At 63.0% G+C, this 19949-nt stretch carries 15 protein-coding genes; 8 read left to right on the top strand and 7 right to left on the bottom strand.

All coding sequences use genetic code 11. The features are described from left to right. Positions 1-11: 11 nt before the first annotated feature. Together ACIQUF_RS15570 and ACIQUF_RS15565 are read right to left on the bottom strand one after the other, a co-directional pair. On the bottom strand, positions 12-956 hold the full coding sequence (locus ACIQUF_RS15570; RefSeq protein ID WP_403132897.1) for a DUF58 domain-containing protein: 945 nt from the start codon (positions 954-956) through the stop codon (positions 12-14). A 4-nt stretch (positions 957-960) separates the two neighbouring features. Further along, positions 961-1920 (bottom strand): MoxR family ATPase, encoded by a 960-nt coding sequence (locus ACIQUF_RS15565; RefSeq protein ID WP_039601915.1) that lies wholly within the window; start codon positions 1918-1920, stop codon positions 961-963. A 188-nt stretch (positions 1921-2108) separates the two neighbouring features. Between ACIQUF_RS15565 and ACIQUF_RS15560 the strand changes: the two genes are divergently transcribed. Then, complete coding sequence (locus tag ACIQUF_RS15560; protein ID WP_403132894.1) at positions 2109-3371, top strand: DUF2235 domain-containing protein; 1263 nt, start codon at positions 2109-2111, stop codon at positions 3369-3371. Between the two features lie 13 nt (positions 3372-3384). Here ACIQUF_RS15560 and ACIQUF_RS15555 read toward each other — a convergent pair whose 3' ends face one another. From ACIQUF_RS15555 to ACIQUF_RS15540, 4 genes are all read right to left on the bottom strand, one after another. Further along, the gene (locus ACIQUF_RS15555) at positions 3385-4713 is read right to left on the bottom strand and encodes an MFS transporter (RefSeq protein WP_403132892.1); all 1329 of its coding nucleotides are present in this window, start codon (positions 4711-4713) and stop codon (positions 3385-3387) included. Between the two features lie 41 nt (positions 4714-4754). Next, positions 4755-5948, bottom strand: a complete 1194-nt coding sequence (lhgO, locus tag ACIQUF_RS15550) for an L-2-hydroxyglutarate oxidase (protein ID WP_403132890.1) — start codon at positions 5946-5948, stop codon at positions 4755-4757. A gap of 102 nt (positions 5949-6050) precedes the next feature. Then, positions 6051-6761 carry a FadR/GntR family transcriptional regulator gene (locus ACIQUF_RS15545; protein ID WP_403132889.1) on the bottom strand — a complete coding sequence of 237 codons (711 nt, stop codon included), beginning with the start codon at positions 6759-6761 and terminating at the stop codon, positions 6051-6053. Between the two features lie 183 nt (positions 6762-6944). Next, positions 6945-7298 carry a hypothetical protein gene (locus ACIQUF_RS15540; RefSeq protein ID WP_403132887.1) on the bottom strand — a complete coding sequence of 118 codons (354 nt, stop codon included), beginning with the start codon at positions 7296-7298 and terminating at the stop codon, positions 6945-6947. 249 nt (positions 7299-7547) lie between these two features. On the opposite strand from ACIQUF_RS15540, the gene ACIQUF_RS15535 reads away from it, so the two are divergent. After that, positions 7548-12413, top strand: a complete 4866-nt coding sequence (locus ACIQUF_RS15535; RefSeq protein WP_403132885.1) for an NAD-glutamate dehydrogenase — start codon at positions 7548-7550, stop codon at positions 12411-12413. A 160-nt stretch (positions 12414-12573) separates the two neighbouring features. Here ACIQUF_RS15535 and ACIQUF_RS15530 read toward each other — a convergent pair whose 3' ends face one another. Then, positions 12574-13392 carry a pyruvate, water dikinase regulatory protein gene (locus ACIQUF_RS15530; RefSeq protein WP_400799164.1) on the bottom strand — a complete coding sequence of 273 codons (819 nt, stop codon included), beginning with the start codon at positions 13390-13392 and terminating at the stop codon, positions 12574-12576. Between the two features lie 188 nt (positions 13393-13580). Here ACIQUF_RS15530 and ppsA point away from each other — a divergent pair, with 188 nt between their 5' ends. The 6 genes from ppsA (at position 13581) to ACIQUF_RS15500 (ending at position 19847) form a co-directional block, all read left to right on the top strand. Beyond that, the gene (gene ppsA, locus ACIQUF_RS15525) at positions 13581-15956 is read left to right on the top strand and encodes a phosphoenolpyruvate synthase (protein ID WP_403132882.1); all 2376 of its coding nucleotides are present in this window, start codon (positions 13581-13583) and stop codon (positions 15954-15956) included. Between the two features lie 102 nt (positions 15957-16058). Then, entirely contained in the window at positions 16059-17063 is a 1005-nt protein-coding gene (locus tag ACIQUF_RS15520) for an alpha/beta fold hydrolase (protein ID WP_403132879.1), read from the top strand. 85 nt (positions 17064-17148) lie between these two features. After that, entirely contained in the window at positions 17149-17640 is a 492-nt protein-coding gene (gene rraA / locus ACIQUF_RS15515; protein ID WP_400799173.1) for a ribonuclease E activity regulator RraA, read from the top strand. A gap of 27 nt (positions 17641-17667) precedes the next feature. After that, positions 17668-18663 carry a zinc transporter ZntB gene (locus ACIQUF_RS15510; RefSeq protein WP_403132876.1) on the top strand — a complete coding sequence of 332 codons (996 nt, stop codon included), beginning with the start codon at positions 17668-17670 and terminating at the stop codon, positions 18661-18663. A 93-nt stretch (positions 18664-18756) separates the two neighbouring features. Further along, a complete protein-coding gene (locus ACIQUF_RS15505) occupies positions 18757-19020 on the top strand; it encodes a CrfX protein (RefSeq protein WP_403132872.1) in 264 nt (87 codons plus the stop codon). 2 nt (positions 19021-19022) lie between these two features. Then, positions 19023-19847, top strand: coding sequence for a mechanosensitive ion channel domain-containing protein (locus ACIQUF_RS15500; protein WP_400799181.1), 825 nt, complete (start codon positions 19023-19025; stop codon positions 19845-19847). The last annotated feature ends 102 nt before the right edge of the window (positions 19848-19949 follow it).

Here is a 19949-nt window from a genome sequence, read left to right as displayed (position 1 = left end):
GTTGCGGTGCTTCATGTCCCGCTCCGAGGGCGCTGGGCGTTCAGGTATTCGCGCAGCTGTTCGATCATTTCGCTCTGGGTGCTCAGCGGCATCAACAACACGCGCAGCTTTTGCGCCATCAGCTCCCAGCGTTCGATGCGTGCTTCGGCCTGTTGACGGTAAGCCTGGCGCAGGTTGGCGTCCAGGGTGTCAAGCTCCAGCTGCGCGCCGCGCTGGGCAAAACGCAGCAGGCCGGCGGCGGGCAGGGCATGGTCGAGCGGGTCGGAGACAGGCAGCAGCAGCAGGTCGCAATGGCGCGAGAGCATCGCCAGGTGCTGTTCCACCTGTGGGCTGAGCGAGCGTTCATCGCAAATGACGATGGCCAGGCTGCCGGGGCGCAGCACTTCCCGGGCACGGCGCAAGGCCAGGCCCAGGCTGTCGACCTGGGGCAGGGCTTCGGTGTGCAGCGCCTGGTTGACCTTGGCCAGGCGGTTGAGCAGTTGCAGCAGGCTCTGCTTGCTGCGCCGTGGTTTGATTTCGTGGTGCTCGTTGTCGCCGAACACCAGCCCGCCGATGCGGTCGTTGTGGCCCAGCGCGGCCCAGCCGAACAGCGCTGCGGCCTGGGCCGCCAGCACCGACTTGAACATCAGCCCCGAGCCGAAGAACAGCCGCTGGCTTTGTTCGACGAGGATGAAGATCGGCCGTTCGCGCTCTTCATGAAACAGCTTGGTGTGCGGTTCCTGGGTGCGTGCGGTGACGCGCCAGTCGATGTTGCGCACATCGTCGCCGGCCTGGTAGACGCGCACCTGGTCGAAGTCGACCCCGCGGCCACGCAGCTTCGAATGGTGCAGGCCGACCAATGGGCTGCGCTGGCCTGGCCGGGAGAACAGCTGGATTTCGCGCACGCGGTGGCGCATGTCGATCAGCTCGGCGAGGCCGATGCGGATGCCGGGTTCGGCCTGCGGCGCAGTGGGCATGGGGTCAGGCAACGGCGACGACGTCGAGGATGCGCTGGACCACGCGGTCCTGGTCGACCCCCGCCGCCTCGGCTTCAAAGGACAGGATGATGCGGTGGCGCAGCACGTCGAACAGCACCGCCTGGATGTCTTCGGGGCTGACGAAGTCGCGCCCGGCCAGCCAGGCATGAGCGCGTGCGCAGCGATCGAGGGCGATAGAGCCGCGCGGGCTGGCGCCGTAGGCGATCCAGTCGGCCAGTTCGGTATCGAACTTGGCCGGGGTGCGGGTGGCCATGACCAGCTGGACCAGGTATTCCTCCACCGCATCGGCCATGTACAGGCCGAGAATTTCCTTGCGAGCGGCAAAGATCGCCTGCTGGCTGACCCGCCGTTCGGGCTTGACCTCGCCACCCAGCGCTTCGCCGCGAGCCTGGGCGAGAATACGCCGCTCTACCGCAGCATCGGGGAAGCCGATTTTCACGTGCATCAGAAAACGGTCGAGCTGGGCTTCGGGCAGCGGGTAGGTGCCTTCCTGCTCGATCGGGTTCTGCGTGGCCATGACCAGGAACAGCGGCGACAGGTCGTAAGTGCTGCGCCCGACACTGACCTGGCGTTCGGCCATGGCTTCGAGCAACGCCGACTGCACCTTGGCAGGCGCCCGGTTGATTTCGTCGGCCAGCACCAGGTTGTGGAAGATCGGCCCTTGCTGGAACACGAAGCTGCCGGTTTCCGGGCGATAGATTTCGGTGCCGGTGATGTCGGCCGGGAGCAGGTCAGGGGTGAACTGAATACGATGGAACTGTGCTTCTACGCCCTCGGCCAGCTCTTTGATAGCCTTGGTCTTGGCCAGGCCCGGGGCACCTTCGACCAGCATGTGGCCGTCGGCCAACAGCACGATCAACAGCCGCTCGACCAGTTTTTCCTGGCCTAGGATCTGGGAAGAAAGAAAGGTGCGCAGCGCGATCAGCGCTTCACGGTGTTCCATCGGTAGCGGTTCCTGGGGTAGCGCCAGGGCGAGCGCGGAGCGCGGCTGACCTGGCAGGGGGGGATACTTTAATCTATCCGCGGTGCCGCGTCGAAATCTGCGCGCTTTGGGGTTAGCGCGTTTCCCGGTTTTTTGCCGTTGTGATCTGTCGCTTCATGGGGGCCTTCGATACTTGAAGGAACGTGACCATGATCAAGCGACGGGGCGTGCGGGTGGGGGTCTTTTTTGACGGTACCGGCAACAATCAAGCCAACGCCGGGCTTGATTCAGACCTTGGCGCTGAGCGCAGAGCAGGCAGTTATGCCAACGCGCGGAGCAATATCGCCCTGCTACATGCCCTCTACCCCGAAGGATGGGTGCAAGGCCAGGTTTTTCTGAAGGTGTACGTGCAGGGGGTTGGCACTCGCGAAGGTGCGCCGGACTCGCTGTACGCCCAGGCGACAGGTCGCGGTGAGACAGGTGTGGAAGCGAGGGTGGAAGAGGCGTTGTTCATGATCGACGCGCTATTGCGCAGCCGACCCTGCGACGTCGAGTTCGATCTTTTTGGCTTCAGCCGTGGTGCGGCGGCGGCCAGGGATCTGGCCAACCGTCTGATTGCAGCGGCGCCGGGATTGCCACCGGGTTTGCGCGGTGGCAGGGTTATCAACTTCATTGGCCTGTTCGACACGGTGGCCGCATTCGTGGCCCCCCTGCGCGGGGACTTCGACCCTGCCAACGACCACTATCACGGCTTGCGCTTCGGCTTGCACCAAGGGGTCGCCCGGCACACAGTGCAGCTGGTGGCAGGCCAGGAGCGACGGCGAAACTTCCCTCTGGTGCGTAGCAACAACGACATCATCGTGCCAGGCGTTCACTCGAACATCGGCGGTGGGTACCGGGCGCTCATGCGTGAGCAGGTGCTGCTGTGCAAGCCCTATTCGAGCTGGGAGACCCGGACCACTCCGCTGAAGCGAACCCGCGCCTACGCGTTGGCCTCGGCCCTGCTGGATACGGCATTTGCCCATCTGGCCCAACCCCGAGCTCGGCTCATCAGCTGGGAAGAACTGAAAACAGGCAGTAGCGCCAGACAAGATGATCCGGGCAAGCAGGTTTTTGCCGCGGTGTACCGAGAGCGTGAAGTGAACGGCCACCTGTCGCGTGTCTATCTCAGCGTGATGCGCGAGCTGGCGCTGCGCGGCGGAGTGCCGTTCGCCCCGCTGGGCGATAACGAGGACCATCAGGTGCCCGAAGAACTGCAGGGCATCAGCCACAAGCTGCACGCGTTTGCCTTGGGGCATCACAGGCGGCTGCAATTGACTGATGAGGAGCACGGACTCCTGCAGGAGAAATACGTTCACACATCTGCGCACTGGAATGCCGTGAGAAACCTGCATAACAGTGCGCTGGATGTGTTTTACGTCGACCGGCCTGCCGAGGGCGGCAGGGTGATGCACGATAACCCGGTGTGTTGAGTGCCGGTGCCTGTCAGTTCTTTGAGCTGGAGTGCTTGCGGCCTTGATCGCACAAGGCGAATACCACCACCAGCACCCCGGACACTGCCAGGATCAGGGCCACGCCATCGGTGGAGTGGGTGGCCGAACTTGCCACCAGCGCCAGCCCGCCCAGCGGCGCCAGCCCGCCGGCCACGGCGGTGCCTATCTCGCGTCCGGTACCAAAACCCGACGAACGCGTCTGGGTCGGGAACTGGCGGCTGAGGAACGAACCCTGCGGGGCGAACATCATCGGTGCGAGGATGCCAGTGCCAATGGCGATGGCCACATAGATCAGCTTTGGCTCTCCGCTGCTCAGCAACTGCAGGAACGGGTAGGCGAACAGCGCCGACAGCACACCGCCGAGCATCAGCACCGTCTTGCTGCTCCAGCGGTCGCACAGCCAGCCAAAGAAGGGTACGGCAAAGATCGCCACCAGGCTGGCGATAGTCACCGACAGCGATGTGACATGCGCCTCGACGCCCTTGAACTGGGTCAGGTAGGCCAGCGAGAAGGTCTTGAAGATGTAGCTCAGGGCGTTGTAGCCGATGGCGACAAAGAACACCACTGCCAGACCCTTCAGGTCATTCCTGAACAGCAGTTTCAGCGGCGACACCTGGGGTTTGTCGTCGGTATTGTCGAGTTCCTTGAAGTCAGGCGTCTCGGGAATGCTCTTGCGCACCCACAGGCCGACCGCCACCAGGGCGATGCTGGCGATGAACGGGATGCGCCAGCCACCGGCCAGGAGAAATTCGTTGCCGTTCATGGTCAGCAGGTACACGGTCAGCGAGGACAGCAGTAAGCCCAGGTTCAGCCCCAGCGCCGGCCAGGCGCCTTGGCTGCCGCGCTTGCCTTCGCTGGCATGCTCATACGAAGTGACCGCCGCGCCGGACAGCTCGGCACCAGCGCCCAGGCCCTGGATGATGCGGATCACCACCAAGAGGATCGGCGCCCAGATGCCGATCGAGGCGTAGCTGGGGATCAGTCCGATCATTGCCGTGCACACGCCCATCATGCAGAAAGTGATCACCAGCACGTGCTTGCGGCCGAAGCGGTCGCCCAGGTAACCGAACAGGACGCCGCCGAACGGGCGTGCGACAAAGCCGATGGCAAAGGTCGAGAACGCCAGCAGCGAGGCCACTGCCGGGTTGCTGGCATCGAAGAAGATCTTCGAGAACACGATCGCCGCCATGGTTGCGTAAAGATAGAAGTCATACCACTCCAGCATCGAGCCGAAAATGGTCGCTGCGGCCACCTTGCGCAGGCGTTTGCGTTGCTGTTGCGGGGTCTCGCTCGCGGCCAGGGCCGCCTCGTGTACCGACATGGGGTGTTCCTTATTGTCTTTGTAGTTGGGTGCAGCAGGGGTCAGCGGGCCTTGAGGATCTTTTCAGCGATCATCTGGCCGATCGGGATGGCCGAGGTGGCAGCCGGCGAGGGGGCATTGCAGACATGCACCATGCGCGGGGTCTCGGCAAACAGGAAATCGTGGACCAGGGTGCCGTCGCGCATCACTGCCTGGGCGCGGATACCGGCTTCATAGGGCAGCAGGTCCTCGACTTGCAGGGACGGGCAGTATTTGCGGCATTGCTCCAGATAGCCGCGCTTGAACAGCGAGTTCTTCATCTCGGTGGTGCCCGAGCCAAGGTTGTTCCAGATGGTTTTCCAGAAGCCCGGGAAGCGCGCGTACTCGGCCACGTCGCGCCAGTTCACTGCGAACTTGCGGTAGTTTTCCCGGCCGAAGCCCAGCACGGCGTTGGGGCCGACAGTGACGCTGCCGTCGATCATGCGCGTGAGGTGCACGCCGAGAAACGGCAGCTCCGGGTCGGGGATCGGGTAGATGAGGTGGTTGACGATCTGGTTCTTGCTGGCAGGCAGGCGGTAGTACTCGCCACGGAAGGGGATGATCTGGTGATCGATCTTGACCCCGGCCAGGCGCGCCAGGCGGTCGGACTGCAGGCCGGCGCAGGCCACCAGCTGGCGAGCGCGCCAGGTCTGGTTGGCGTCCTGGATCTCGACATGCTCACCCAGTTCGCGGATCGCCTGCACCTTGGTGGCCAGACGCACTTCACCGCCAGCCTGTTCGATGACCCTGGCCATTGCCGCGCAGACCTGCGTGTAGTCGACGATACCCGTCGAGTCGACGAACAGCGCCCCGAGCCCGGCAATATTGGGTTCGCGGCGCTTGAGTTCACCGGCGTCCAGGCGTTCGACTTTCAGTCCGTTCTGTTGCGAACGTTCGTACAGCGCCTGCATGCGCTGCATCTCCAGTGGGCTGGACGCCACCAGCAGCTTGCCGCACACATCGAAGGCAATGCCGTGTTCGCTGCAGAAATCCTTGGTGGCCTGGGCACCACGCTTGCACAGCTCGGCCTTGAGGCTGCCAGGGGCGTAATAAATGCCCGCATGGATCACGCCGCTGTTATGGCCAGTCTGGTGGCGGCCGAGGCTGGCTTCCTTTTCCAGGATCAGCAATGACGCGCCGGGGCGCTGCTGGAGCAGGGCCATCGCGGTGGCCAGGCCGACGATGCCGCCGCCGATGATGCAGTAGTCGTAAGTCATGCAGGGTACCTTGGTATTCTTGTCGGTGGATCTGCTTATCAGGTTGTCAGACTAAGTAGTGCGTGAAAAAGGCCGCCTCCGGCCGCGATGGGGTCTCCGGTGTCAGTCGAGGGCGGGAATGTCGAGTTTCAGGCGTTTGGCCGAGGCGCGCAGATGCACTTCGGCGCAGGCAGCGGCGGCCTGGCGGTCGCCGTCGGCGATGGCCTGATACAGCGCTTGGTGTTCGCGGTTGGCGTCAGCCGAGCCGCCCACCGAATGGGCAGCGGAGTTTTCCCAGGCGGTGCGCCGCGCACTGGCCAGTTGGCCGCCGAGAAAGTCGTGGAAGGCTACGAAGTAATCGTTCTTGCTGGCCTCGGCAATGGCCCGGTGAAAGGCTACGTCGGCGGCCGAGGCAGTGGCGAAATCGCTGCGTTTGTCGAGCATTTCCTGCAGGGCCTTGGCCATATTCGCCAGGTCCTGTTCATCACGACGGCGTGCGGCGATGGCGGCGGCCTGGGTTTCGATCCACAGGCGCATCTCGAACATCTGCGCCAGGTCCGGCTTGCGCCCGTTGCTGCCAGGGAAGCGGAACACCGTGCCATTGGGCGTTTGCGAGATATATGAACCCAGCCCGCGGCGGGCGATCAGCACACCGTCGGCCTTGAGCTGCGCAACGGCCTCGCGCACCACCGAGCGGCTGACGTTCAGTTGTTCGGCCAGTTGCTGTTCGGTGGGCAGGCGCGCTTCGGCGGCCAGGCGGCCGGAATCGATCTCTGCGCGAATAGCGCTGACAACCCGTTCGACCAAGGTGTCGGGGCGCTGGAGCTCTAGCATGGGAACGGTTGCCTAGTGGTCAGGTTGTCAGACAATGCCTGGGGTGGTTGGGGGTTGTCAATTCTTTCAATGGGTTATGGGGTTGTCTGTGCCGGCCTCTTCGCGGCTGAAGCCGCTCCCAATGGGGCGGTGGGAGACCCGTAGGAGCGGCTTTAGCCGCGAAGAGGCCGGTACCGAATAAACTCAGAGTTCGCTGACGAAGGTGCCAGTACCTTCCAGAATGTTACGCAAGGTCAGCGCCACCTCTTCCAGATCAGTCCCCGCCGAAGTCAACACAATCTCCAGCACCTCATCCCCCTTCAACGCATCCCGATCCCCAGCCGCCACCTCGATCAACAAACGCTCGGCACTCAAGGTCACCTTCAACCCGTCCAGCGTCGACGGCTCGTCGTCCAGGGTCAGGTCCACGGTGTCCTCATCCGGGTAGCGGGTGAGCAAAAACATCTGCCCCTTGTCGCTGTGGCAGCACAGGGTCGCCATGTTGTCTTCCTCGTCATCGCAAGGGGTGGCGAACAGCAGGGCAGTCTTCAATTGCATGGAGATGGCTCGGGTCAATGGAAACGAAAGTGAATTCTGACAGCCTTGAGCACATCCATAAACGTAAAGTTACCCCCCCTTGACCGAAATTGTCGCAGCGCTGCAAGCGGCGATGACCGATCAGTCGTTAAGCTTCCGCGAGCCCAGAACATTAGCGTCCGGCTTGCCACGGGTTGGCTATCGTTGATCCGTAGTCGTCGGACGCACGCGACGCTTCAACTATTACAAAGCCCAAGCGGAGTACCACAGATGGCGTTCTTCACCGCAGCCAGCAAAGCCGACTTCCAGCATCAACTGCAAGCGGCCCTGGCGCAGCACATCAGCGAACAGTCCCTGCCACAAGTGGCGCTGTTCGCCGAGCAGTTCTTCGGCATCATCTCCATGGACGAGCTCACCCAGCGCAGGCTGTCGGACCTGGCCGGCTGTACCCTGTCTGCCTGGCGCATCATCGAGCGTTTCGACCCCGAGCAACCGCAAGTGCGGGTGTACAACCCCGATTACGAACGCAATGGCTGGCAATCGACCCACACCGTGGTCGAGGTGCTGCACCACGACCTGCCGTTCCTGGTCGACTCGGTGCGCACCGAGCTCAATCGCCGCGGCTACAGCATTCACACCCTGCAGACCACGGTGCTGAGCGTACGCCGCGACGCCAAGGGCCAGTTGCTGGAACTGCTGCCCAAGGGCAGCCAGGGCGAGGGCGTGCGCCATGAATCGCTGATGTACCTGGAGATCGACCGCTGCGCCAACGCCGCCGAACTGAACGTGCTGACTCGCGAAATCGAGCAGGTACTGGCCGAAGTGCGTGTGGCCGTGGCCGACTTCGAGCCGATGAAGGCCAAGCTGCGTGAAGTGGTGGCGCAGGTAGAGCAAACCGCCTATGCCCCGGCGCAACACGAAAAAGGCGAGGTCAAGGCTTTCCTCGAATGGCTGCTGGACAACCATTTCACTTTCCTCGGTTATGAAGAATTCACTGTGCAGGCCGACAGTGCCGGCGGCCAGATGGTCTACGACGCGCAGTCGTTCCTTGGCCTGCCACGCCGCCTGCGCGTGGGCCTGACGCCTGAAGAACTGCGTATCGAAGACTACGCCGTGGCCTACCTCGCCGAGCCGCTGCTGCTGTCGTTCGCCAAGGCCGCGCTGCCTAGCCGCGTGCACCGCCCGGCCTACCCGGACTACGTGTCGATCCGCCAGCTGGATGCCGACGGCAAGGTGGTCAAGGAACACCGCTTCATGGGCCTGTACACCTCTTCGGTCTATGGCGAGAGCGTGCATGCCATCCCGTACATCCGCGTCAAGGTCGCCGAAGTCGAACGCCGCTCCGGTTTCGACCCCAAGGCGCACCTGGGCAAGGAACTGGCCCAGGTGCTCGAAGTGCTACCGCGCGACGACCTGTTCCAGACCCCGATCGACGAGCTGTTCACTACCGTGATGGCGATCGTGCAGATCCAGGAGCGCAACAAGATCCGCGTGTTCCTGCGCAAGGATCCGTATGGCCGCTTCTGCTACTGCCTGGCCTATGTGCCGCGGGAAATCTACTCCACCGAAGTGCGGCAGAAGATTCAGCAGGTGCTGATGGAGCGCCTCAAGGCCAGCGACTGCGAGTTCTGGACCTTCTTCTCCGAATCGGTGCTGGCACGCGTGCAGCTGATTTTGCGGGTCGACCCGAAAAACCGCATCGACATCGACCCGCAGCAACTGGAAAACGAAGTGATCCAGGCCTGCCGCTCGTGGCATGACGACTACTCGGCACTGGTTGTCGAAAACTTCGGCGAAGCCCAGGGCACCAACATCCTCGCCGATTTCCCCAAAGGTTTCCCGGCCGGTTACCGCGAGCGCTTCGCCGCGCATTCGGCGGTGGTCGACCTGCAGCACGTGCTGGCGCTGTCTGAAAGCAAACCGCTGGCGATGAGCTTCTACCAGCCGCTGACGCGCCTGGGCGAACGCCTGCTGCACTGCAAGCTGTACCACGCCGACACGCCGCTGGCGCTGTCGGACGTGTTGCCGATCCTTGAGAACCTCGGCCTGCGTGTGCTTGGCGAATTCCCCTATCGCCTGCGCCACGCCAGTGGCCGCGAGTACTGGATCCACGACTTCGCCTTCACCTACAGCGAAGGCTTGAGCCTGGACATTCAGCAGCTCAACGACGTGCTCCAGGACGCCTTCGTGCATATCGTCCAGGGCGATGCCGAGAACGACGCATTCAACCGGCTCGTGCTCACCGCCGGCCTACCGTGGCGCGACGTGGCACTGCTGCGTGCCTATGCCCGTTACCTCAAGCAGATCCGCCTAGGCTTCGACCTGGGCTACATCGCCAGCACCCTGAACAACCACACCGACATCGCCCGCGAGCTCACGCGGCTGTTCAAGACCCGCTTCTACCTGGCACGCAAGCTCACCATCGATGACCTGGACGACAAGCAGCAACGCCTGGAGCAGGCCATCCTAAGCGCGCTGGACGACGTTCAGGTGCTCAACGAAGACCGCATCCTGCGGCGCTACCTGGACCTGATCAAGGCCACCCTGCGCACCAACTTCTACCAGCCTGACGCCAACGGCCAGAACAAGTCGTACTTCAGCTTCAAGTTCAACCCCAAGCTGATCCCCGAGCTGCCAAAACCCGTTCCGAAGTTCGAGATCTTCGTGTATTCGCCACGGGTCGAGGGCGTGCACCTGCGCTTTGGCAACGTCGCCCGCGGCGGCCTGCGCTGGTCGGACCGTGAAGAAGACTTCCGTACCGAGGTGCTTGGCCTGGTCAAGGCCCAGCAGGTGAAGAACTCGGTGATCGTGCCGGTCGGCGCCAAGGGTGGCTTCCTGCCACGGCGCTTGCCGCTGGGCGGCAGCCGCGATGAAATCGCCGCCGAAGGCGTGGCCTGCTACCGCATCTTCATCTCGGGCCTGCTCGACATCACCGACAACCTCAAGGACGGCGGCGTGCTGCCACCGGCCAACGTGGTGCGTCACGATGACGACGATCCGTACCTGGTGGTGGCGGCCGACAAGGGCACCGCGACCTTCTCCGATATCGCCAACGGCATCGCCATCGACTATGGCTTCTGGCTGGGCGATGCCTTCGCCTCGGGCGGCTCGGCCGGTTACGACCACAAGAAAATGGGCATCACCGCCCGTGGTGCGTGGGTCGGCGTGCAGCGTCACTTCCGCGAGCGCGGTATCAACGTGCAGCAGGACCCGATCACCGTGATCGGTGTCGGCGACATGGCCGGTGACGTGTTCGGCAACGGCCTGCTGATGTCCGACAAGCTGCAGTTGGTGGCGGCGTTCAACCACCTGCACATCTTCATCGATCCGAACCCGGACCCGGCCACCAGCTTTGCCGAACGCCAGCGCCTGTTCGACCTGCCGCGCTCGGCCTGGAGCGACTACGACACCAGCATCATGTCCGAGGGCGGCGGGATCTTTCCGCGCAGTGCCAAGAGCATCGCCATCAGCCCGCAGATGAAAGAACGCTTCGCCATCGAAGCCGACCGCCTGACCCCGACCGAGCTGCTGCATGCGCTGCTCAAGGCCCCGGTGGACCTGCTGTGGAACGGCGGCATCGGCACCTACGTCAAGGCCAGCAGCGAAAGCCATGCCGACGTCGGCGACAAGGCCAACGACGCCCTGCGCGTCAATGGCAATGAGCTGCGCTGCAAGGTGGTGGGCGAGGGCGGCAACCTCGGCATGACCCAGCTCGGCCGCGTCGAGTTCGGCCTGCACGGCGGCGCCACCAACACCGACTTCATCGACAACGCCGGTGGCGTGGACTGCTCCGACCACGAGGTCAACATCAAGATCCTGCTCAACGAAGTGGTGCAGGGTGGCGACATGACCGAGAAGCAGCGCAACCAGCTGCTCGGCAGCATGACCGATGAAGTGGCCGGCCTGGTGCTGGGCAACAACTACAAACAGACCCAGGCGCTGTCGCTGGCGGCGCGTCGCGCCCGTGAGCGGATCGCTGAATACAAGCGCCTGATGGCCGACCTGGAAGGTCGCGGCAAGCTCGACCGGGCGATCGAGTTCCTGCCGTCTGAAGAGCAACTGGCCGAGCGACTGGCCGCAGGCCAGGGCCTGACCCGTGCCGAGCTGTCGGTTCTGATTTCGTACAGCAAGATCGACCTGAAGGAGCAATTGCTCAAATCCCTGGTGCCGGACGACGATTACCTGACCCGCGACATGGAGACTGCCTTCCCGCCGTCGCTGGTGAGCAAGTTCGCCGATGCCATGCGCCGCCACCGCCTGAAACGCGAGATCGTCAGCACCCAGATCGCCAACGACCTGGTCAACAACATGGGCATCACCTTCGTCCAGCGCCTCAAGGAGTCGACTGGCATGAGCCCGGCCAACGTTGCCGGGGCCTACGTGATCGTGCGCGACATCTTCCACCTGCCGCACTGGTTCCGCCAGATCGAGGCGCTGGATTACCTGGTGCCGGCGGAAGTGCAGCTGACCCTGATGGACGAGCTGATGCGCCTGGGCCGCCGCGCCACTCGCTGGTTCCTGCGCAGCCGCCGCAATGAGCAGGATGCCGGGCGCGACACCGCGCACTTCGGGCCTAAGATCGCGCAACTGGGGCTGAAACTCGACGAACTGCTGGAAGGCCCGACCCGCGAGCGCTGGATGGTCCGTTACCAGGGCTTCGTCGACGCCGGTGTGCCGGAGCTGCTGGCGCGCATGGTGGCCGGCACCAGCCACCTGTACACGCTGCTGCCGATCATCGAGGCGGCTGACGTGACTGGGCATGAGCCGGCCCAGGTGGCCAAGGCGTTCTTCGCCGTGGGCAGCGCGCTGGACCTGACCTGGTACTTGCAGGAAATCAGCAACCTGCCAGTCGAGAACAACTGGCAGGCCCTGGCCCGCGAGGCGTTCCGCGACGACATCGACCTGCAGCAGCGGGCGATCACCATTTCGGTATTGCAGATGGCCGATGCTCCGGAAGACATGGACGCCCGCGTGGCGCTCTGGGCCGAGCAGCACCGGGTGATGGTCGAGCGCTGGCGCGCCATGCTCGATGACCTGCGCAATGCCACGGGTACTGACTATGCGATGTACGCGGTGGCCAACCGCGAACTGGTCGACCTGGCGATGAGCGGGCAGGCGGCGGTGGTGCCTTCCTGATCGGTCAGTTGAAATGAGAAAGCCCGGCAGTGATGTCGGGGCTTTTTTGTCTGTGCTGGCCTCTTCGCGGCTGAAGCCGCTCCCACAGGTAACTCACTGAGCCTGAGGGTGATGGAGTACTTGTGGGAGCGGCTTTAGCCGCGAAGAGGCCGGTGCAGGCTTACTTGAACCGCCGCTCCACCCCTTTTTCCACCAGAATCTTCGCCGAAATCTCTTCCACCGAAAAATGCGTGGAGTTGATGTTGGGAATATTCTCCCGACGGAACAGATTCTCCACCTCGCGCACCTCGAACTCGCATTGGGCAAAGCTCGAATAGCGACTGTTGGGCTTGCGCTCATGGCGGATGGCAGTCAGCCGATCAGGGTCGATGGTCAACCCGAACAGCTTGTTGTGGTGCTTCTTCAGCACCGCCGGCAGCTGCAGGCGCTCCATATCGTCTTCGGTGAGCGGGTAGTTGGCCGCGCGAATGCCGAACTGCATGGCCATGTACAGGCAGGTCGGGGTCTTGCCGCAGCGTGATACGCCCACCAGGATCAGGTCCGCCTTGTCGTAGTAGTGAGTACGCGCGCCATCGTCGTTGTCGAGGGCGAAATTGACTGCCTCGATACGCTCCATGTAGTTGGAATTGCCACCAATCGAGTGGGATTTGCCCACGGAATACGACGAATGGGCGGTCAATTCCTGTTCGAGTGGGGATAAAAACGTCGAAAAGATGTCGATCATGAAGCCGTTCGACGTCGCCAGGATCTCACGGATGTCCTGATTGACGATGGTGTCGAAGATGATCGGCCGCACGCCGTCGCGTTCGGCGGCGGCGTTGATCTGCTGCACCATGGTCCGCGCCTTGTCCGGTGTGTCGATGTACGGACGGGTGAATTTGTTGAACGGAATGCTATCGAATTGTGCGAGCAGGCTTTGGCCCAGGGTTTCGGCTGTGATGCCGGTGCCATCGGAGATGAAGAACGCGGTTCGTTTCATTTGCGACAGGGCCTTAAGCTGATGACGTTTCTTGGATATGATAAGTTCGGTTTGCCGAATGCGGCTGTCGGCATTCTGCCATATTTTGAGACCCTATTTTCCAGGTACAGGCTACAAACGCCCGGCCAAGTCACTCAGGCAGGCGGGCGCACTTGAGCTTTTCCAACACAGTTAGTGGAGAGATCACCTTGGTAGAGTACGTAGTTTCCCTCGATAAGCTCGGCGTCCATGATGTGGAGCATGTGGGGGGCAAGAACGCATCCCTGGGCGAGATGATCAGTAACCTTGCCGGTGCCGGCGTGTCGGTGCCGGGCGGCTTTGCCACTACGGCTCAGGCGTACCGTGATTTTCTCGAGCAGAGCGGGCTGAACGACCGCATTCACGCCGCGCTCGATGCGCTGGACGTCGACGACATCAATGCCCTGACCAAGACCGGCGCGCAAATCCGCCAGTGGGTCATGGAAGCCGAATTCCCGGCGCGCCTTGATTCGGAAATCCGTACCGCCTTCGCCGAGATGGCCGCCGGCAACGACAACATGGCCGTCGCCGTGCGTTCCTCGGCCACCGCCGAAGACCTGCCAGACGCCTCCTTCGCTGGCCAGCAGGAAACCTTCCTCAACATCCGTGGCGTCGACAACGTGATCCGCGCGGCCAAGGAAGTGTTCGCCTCGCTGTTCAACGACCGCGCCATCGCCTACCGCGTGCACCAGGGCTTCGACCACAAGCTGGTGGCCCTGTCGGCCGGCGTGCAGCGCATGGTCCGTTCGGAAACCGGCACCGCCGGCGTGATGTTCACCCTCGACACCGAGTCGGGCTTCCGCGACGTAGTCTTCATCACCGGCGCCTACGGCCTGGGCGAAACCGTGGTGCAGGGTGCGGTCAACCCTGACGAATTCTACGTGCACAAGAACACCCTGCAGGCGGGCCGCCCGGCCATCCTGCGCCGCAACCTGGGCAGCAAGGCGATCAAGATGATCTACGGCGACGAGGCCAAGGCCGGTCGTTCGGTCAAGACCGTCGAAGTCGACCGTGCCGAGCGTGCGCGCTTCTGCCTGACCGACGCCGAGGTCAGCGAGTTGGCCAAGCAGGCCATGATCATCGAGCAGCACTACCAGCGCCCGATGGACATCGAATGGGCCAAGGACGGTGACGACGGCAAGCTGTACATCGTTCAGGCCCGTCCTGAGACCGTGAAGAGCCGCGCCAGTGCCAACGTCATGGAACGCTACCTGCTCAAAGAGAAGGGCACCGTGCTGGTTGAAGGCCGCGCGATCGGCCAGCGTATCGGCGCCGGCAAGGTCCGCGTGATCAAGGACGTGTCCGAAATGGACAAGGTGCAGCCGGGCGATGTCCTGGTTTCCGACATGACCGACCCGGACTGGGAACCGGTGATGAAGCGCGCCAGCGCCATCGTTACCAACCGCGGCGGGCGTACCTGCCACGCGGCGATCATCGCCCGTGAGCTGGGCATTCCGGCAGTGGTCGGTTGCGGCAACGCCACCCAGCTGCTCAAGGATGGTCAGGGCGTGACCGTTTCGTGCGCCGAAGGCGATACCGGGTTCATCTTCGAAGGTGAGCTGGGCTTCGACGTCAAGCAGAACTCGGTCGATGCCATGCCGGACCTGCCGTTCAAGATCATGATGAACGTCGGCAACCCGGACCGCGCCTTCGACTTTGCCCAGCTGCCCAACGCCGGTGTCGGCCTGGCGCGCCTGGAGTTCATCATCAACCGCATGATCGGCGTGCACCCCAAGGCGTTGCTCAACTATGCCGGCCTGCCGCCGGAGCTCAAAGAGAGCGTCGACAAGCGCATCGCCGGCTATGACGACCCGGTCGGATTCTACGTCGAGAAGCTGGTCGAGGGCATCAGTACCCTGGCAGCGGCCTTCTACCCGAAAAAGGTCATCGTGCGCCTGTCGGACTTCAAGTCCAACGAGTACGCCAACCTGATCGGCGGCAAGCTGTACGAGCCGGAAGAAGAAAACCCGATGCTGGGCTTCCGTGGCGCGTCTCGCTACATCAGCGAGTCGTTCCGTGACTGCTTCGAACTCGAATGCCGTGCGCTCAAGCGTGTGCGCAACGAGATGGGCCTGACCAACGTCGAGATCATGGTGCCGTTCGTGCGCACCCTGGGTGAAGCCAGCCAGGTCATCGACCTGCTCGCCGAAAACGGCCTGGCCCGCGGTGACAACGGCCTGCGCGTGATCATGATGTGCGAGCTGCCGTCCAACGCCATTCTGGCCGAAGAGTTCCTCGAGTACTTCGACGGCTTCTCCATCGGTTCGAACGACCTGACCCAGCTGACCCTGGGCCTGGACCGCGACTCGGGCATCATCGCCCACCTGTTCGACGAGCGTAACCCTGCAGTGAAGAAGCTGCTGGCCAACGCCATCCAGGCGTGCAACAAAGCCGGCAAGTACATCGGCATCTGCGGCCAAGGCCCGTCGGACCACCCGGACCTGGCCAAGTGGCTGATGGAGCAGGGCATCGAAAGCGTGTCGCTGAACCCGGACTCGGTACTCGAAACCTGGTTCTTCCTGGCCGAAGGCCAAGGCGCGGCCTGATGCGGTAAAACGCGGGGGTGCGTCTGGCGCGCCCCCGCCTGGTTTTTTCCAGGGCGAGTTCCAGCAATGGATCCCGCCCTTTTTTGTGCACCAAGCTACCTTATGCAAAGCAGCAGCTCTTTATTTCCCGTGGCCCTGCTCAGTGCCGAGCGCCGCGGCGACCTCAGTGAGGACGTGTACCGGATCAAGGCCGGCAACAGCCCTGACCCCAGCGTCGAGCTGGCCGTGACCCGCCTGGGCCTGGCCGATCAGGGCGGTGCCCAGGGCGTGCCGGTCATCCTCCTGCACGGCAGTTTTTCCAACCGGCGCTTCTGGTATTCGGCCAAAGGCATCGGCTTGGGTGCCTACCTGGCGCGCGCGGGCTTCGATGTGTGGATTCCCGAAATGCGCGGCCACGGCCTGTCGCCACGCAACCGCCAATGGCAGCACAACCGGGTGGCCGATTATGCCCGCGATGACTTGCCGCTGATCGCTGCGTTCGTGCAGGAGCAGTCTGGCAAGGCGCCGCACTGGATCGGCCACTCTCTTGGCGGCACTACCCTGGCGGCGGCGTTGGGAGGTGGTTTCCTGCCGGCCGAGCAGGTCGCCAGTGCCGCGTTTTTCGGCACCCAGATCAGCCGGGTGTACTGGCCGTTGAAGTTGCCGCCTGTGACCTGGGGCGCGAAGCTGCTGCTCAGGCGCTGGGGGCAGATTTCCGGGCCGCGGCTAAAGCGCGGGCCGGAGGACGAGCCAATGGGCCTGGCCCTGGAAAGCTTGCGCTGGTATGGCCTGTTCGGGCGTTTTGGCGACAAGGACAGTGACTGGTGGGCCGGGCTTGCTGATGTGGATGTGCCGGTACTGGCAGTGGCCGGCGCGGGCGACTTCCAGGACCCGGTCTGGGCCTGTCGCAAACTGTTCGATCAGCTCGGCGGTGAGCGCAAGCAGTTCCTCCGGTTGGGCCTTGAGGAAGGTTTCGACGCGTTCGGGCATGTCGACATGCTGGTCAGCAAAGCGGCCCAGGCGCAGGTGTGGCCGCTGGTCGAGCGTTGGCTGCGTCAGCCGTTGCTGCCGGTGCATGCGTCGACGCAGGGTGAGCCAGCTGTGACGGATCAGCCATTACGCAACTGACCGCTCAGTCCCGGATGACTGCGACAGCCTTCGCGGTGTAGCCTTGGCCGACACCCGCTTTCGTTATGACTGACAGGAGCTTGCCATGCAGCATTACGTAACGCCCGACCTGTGCGACGCCTACCCGGACCTGGTTCAGGTACTTGAGCCGATGTTCAGCAACTTTGGTGGCCGCGATTCGTTCGGCGGCCAGATCGTCACCCTCAAATGCTTCGAAGACAACTCGCTGGTCAAGGAGCAGGTCGAGCTCGACGGCAAGGGCAAGGTCCTGGTGGTCGACGGCGGAGGCTCGCTGCGCTGTGCATTGCTGGGCGACATGCTTGCCGAAAAAGCCGCCAAGAATGGTTGGGAAGGCTTGGTAATCTACGGCTGCGTACGTGACGTGGACATTTTGATCCAGACAAGCGTAGGCGTGCAGGCGCTGGCCAGTCACCCGAAAAAGAGCAACAAGCGGGGCGTCGGCGAGCTCGACGTTCCGGTGACCTTCGCCGGCGTGACCTTCCGCTCAGGCGAGTACGTGTATGCCGACAACAATGGCGTGATCGTTTCGCCAAGCCCGCTGAAAATGCCGGAGTGATGCGCCGCACGCGCTGATGGAGCTTTGATGTTCGAGGAAGACAACGCGCAGTGGGGGCTGGTGCATGCCCTGGTGCTCGATGGTAAAGGCGGCGCGCGTTCGATCGCCCGGACCGAGCTGAACGACCTGGCCATGCAGCCACAGGAAAGCCTGTGGCTGCACTGGGACCGCAGTCATCCGCAAACCCGAACCTGGCTGCTGCAGGATAGCGGCCTGAGCGAGTTTGCCTGCGACCTGCTGCTGGAGGAAAACACCCGGCCACGCCTGTTGCCGCTGGCTGATGAACAGCTGTTGCTGTTCTTGCGCGGGGTCAATCTCAACCCAGGTGCCGAGCCTGAAGACATGGTGTCGGTGCGTATTTTTGCCCAGGCGCAGCGGGTGATTTCCTTGCGCTTGCGGCCACTGCGCGCCAGTGACGAGATGCTTCAGTTGCTGGACGAGGGCAGGGGGCCGAAATCGGCGTCCGAACTGTTGTTGCTGATGGGCGAGTTGCTGACCGAAAAGGTTCAGGGCTTGGTCAGTGACCTGTCCGAACTGGTGGATCTGGAAGAAGAAAAGGTCGAATCCGACGAACGGTATACGCCTGAGCACGGCAGCCTGCAGCAGATCCGTCGCCGCGCCGCTGGCCTGCGGCGTTTTCTCGCGCCGCAGCGGGAAATCTATGCCCAGCTGTCGCGCAGTAAATGGAGCTGGTTCGCCGACGCCGACGCAGATTACTGGAACGAGTTGAACAACAGCCTGATCCGCTATCTTGAAGAGCTGGAGCTGGCTCGCGAACGAGCGGCGCTGGTGCTTGAGAGTGAGGACCGGCGGCGCAGCGAGCGGATGAACCGGACCATGTACCGCTTCGGCATCATCACCTGCATCTTCCTGCCCATGAGCTTCATCACCGGTTTGCTCGGCATCAACGTCGGCGGCATCCCGGGCGCGGACAATCCTTATGGCTTCCTGTTTGCCTGCAGCGTCGTGCTGGGGTTGGCGGTGGGGCAGTGGTGGCTGTTCCGTCGGCTGCGTTGGGTGTGAAGGTGTCGAGTCATTTTGAAACATTCGTGCCAGGGCGATGTGTGACCCATCGACCGGCGCCCTCGTCTCTGACTGACACTGCGCGAGGTGCACATGCACGATCCGTTTGAAGAATCCCTGCGTGACCTGCTCAAGGCGTCGCCGTCCGGTGAGGACAGAGACGACGCCGCGTGCCTGGGTCGCGTGCTGAAAACCGCCAACCGCCAGGTCGGCGCGGGTGATCTGTTCAGCCTGCTTGGCCGTTGGAGCCAGGCGCTGCTGATCGCCGTGAACAATGGCTCGGCGCATGTTGCGCCGGTGAGCCGCCATTCTGCCCGTAACGCTGCCACTGGCAGCAAAGCTGATAAGGCCGATTGAATATGGAACTCGATCTCTGGACCCAGAGCCTGGTCACTGCCATGACCGCACTATGGACCAAGGTAGCGAACTTCATCCCCAACCTGTTCGGCGCGCTGGTCGTGGTGCTGCTCGGTTTCGTGGTGGCCAAGCTGCTCGATACGCTGCTGTCCAAAGTCCTGGCCAAGTTTGGCCTGGACCGTCTGATGGCTGGCACCGGGCTGACCAAGATGCTCAGCCGGGTCGGTATCCAGGTGCCGATCTCGACCCTGATCGGCAAGATCGTCTACTGGTTCGTACTGTTGATTTTCCTCGTCTCCGCCGCCGAATCGCTGGGCCTGGAGCGGGTTTCAGCGACCCTCGACATGCTCGCCCTGTACCTGCCCAAGGTGTTTGGTGCAGCACTGGTACTGCTGGCCGGCGTGTTGCTGGCGCAGGTGGCCAATGGCCTGGTACGCGGCGCCGCCGAAGGTATCGGCCTGGAGTATTCCGCTGGCCTTGGCCGGATCACCCAGGGTCTGGTGATCATCATCAGCATCTCGGTGGCCATCAGCCAGCTGGAGGTCAAAACCGACCTGCTCAACCACGTGATCGTGATCGGGCTGATAACCGTTGGTCTGGCCGTTGCGCTTGCCATGGGCCTCGGCAGTCGCGAAATTGCCGGGCAAATTCTGGCCGGCATTTACGTGCGGGAACTTTTTCAGGTCGGCCAGCAGGTGCGGATTGGAGAGGTCGAAGGTCAGATCGAGGAAATTGGCACGGTCAAGACGACGCTGTTGACCGATGATGGCGAACTGGTGTCGCTGTCGAATCGCGAGCTGCTTGAGCAGCGCGTCAATAGCCGCTAACCGCACAAAAGCTGTTAATGTATGCCGCCGCAAAAATCGGCCCACGTGGCCGAGCGGCGACATTGACCTGACTGTCGGCCAGATCCGTTTTGAATAAAGTCT

The organism is Pseudomonas sp. NPDC090233 (genome assembly GCF_044772285.1).
Classification (GTDB): domain Bacteria; phylum Pseudomonadota; class Gammaproteobacteria; order Pseudomonadales; family Pseudomonadaceae; genus Aquipseudomonas.
Note: the sequence above shows the minus strand (reverse complement) of the source record. Positions and strands in the feature narration are given on the sequence as shown.

Excerpts from the sequence above, each read along its gene's own strand:
- ACIQUF_RS15570 (WP_403132897.1), bottom strand. The coding sequence starts at position 956 with ATGCCCACTGCGCCGCAGGCCGAACCCGGCATCCGCATCGGCCTCGCC.
- ACIQUF_RS15565 (WP_039601915.1), bottom strand. The coding sequence starts at position 1,920 with ATGGAACACCGTGAAGCGCTGATCGCGCTGCGCACCTTTCTTTCTTCC.
- ACIQUF_RS15560 (WP_403132894.1), top strand. The coding sequence starts at position 2,109 with ATGATCAAGCGACGGGGCGTGCGGGTGGGGGTCTTTTTTGACGGTACC.
- ACIQUF_RS15555 (WP_403132892.1), bottom strand. The coding sequence starts at position 4,713 with ATGTCGGTACACGAGGCGGCCCTGGCCGCGAGCGAGACCCCGCAACAG.
- lhgO (WP_403132890.1), bottom strand. The coding sequence starts at position 5,948 with ATGACTTACGACTACTGCATCATCGGCGGCGGCATCGTCGGCCTGGCC.
- ACIQUF_RS15545 (WP_403132889.1), bottom strand. The coding sequence starts at position 6,761 with ATGCTAGAGCTCCAGCGCCCCGACACCTTGGTCGAACGGGTTGTCAGC.
- ACIQUF_RS15540 (WP_403132887.1), bottom strand. The coding sequence starts at position 7,298 with ATGCAATTGAAGACTGCCCTGCTGTTCGCCACCCCTTGCGATGACGAG.
- ACIQUF_RS15535 (WP_403132885.1), top strand. The coding sequence starts at position 7,548 with ATGGCGTTCTTCACCGCAGCCAGCAAAGCCGACTTCCAGCATCAACTG.
- ACIQUF_RS15530 (WP_400799164.1), bottom strand. The coding sequence starts at position 13,392 with ATGAAACGAACCGCGTTCTTCATCTCCGATGGCACCGGCATCACAGCC.
- ACIQUF_RS15520 (WP_403132879.1), top strand. The coding sequence starts at position 16,059 with ATGCAAAGCAGCAGCTCTTTATTTCCCGTGGCCCTGCTCAGTGCCGAG.
- rraA (WP_400799173.1), top strand. The coding sequence starts at position 17,149 with ATGCAGCATTACGTAACGCCCGACCTGTGCGACGCCTACCCGGACCTG.
- ACIQUF_RS15510 (WP_403132876.1), top strand. The coding sequence starts at position 17,668 with ATGTTCGAGGAAGACAACGCGCAGTGGGGGCTGGTGCATGCCCTGGTG.
- ACIQUF_RS15505 (WP_403132872.1), top strand. The coding sequence starts at position 18,757 with ATGCACGATCCGTTTGAAGAATCCCTGCGTGACCTGCTCAAGGCGTCG.
- ACIQUF_RS15500 (WP_400799181.1), top strand. The coding sequence starts at position 19,023 with ATGGAACTCGATCTCTGGACCCAGAGCCTGGTCACTGCCATGACCGCA.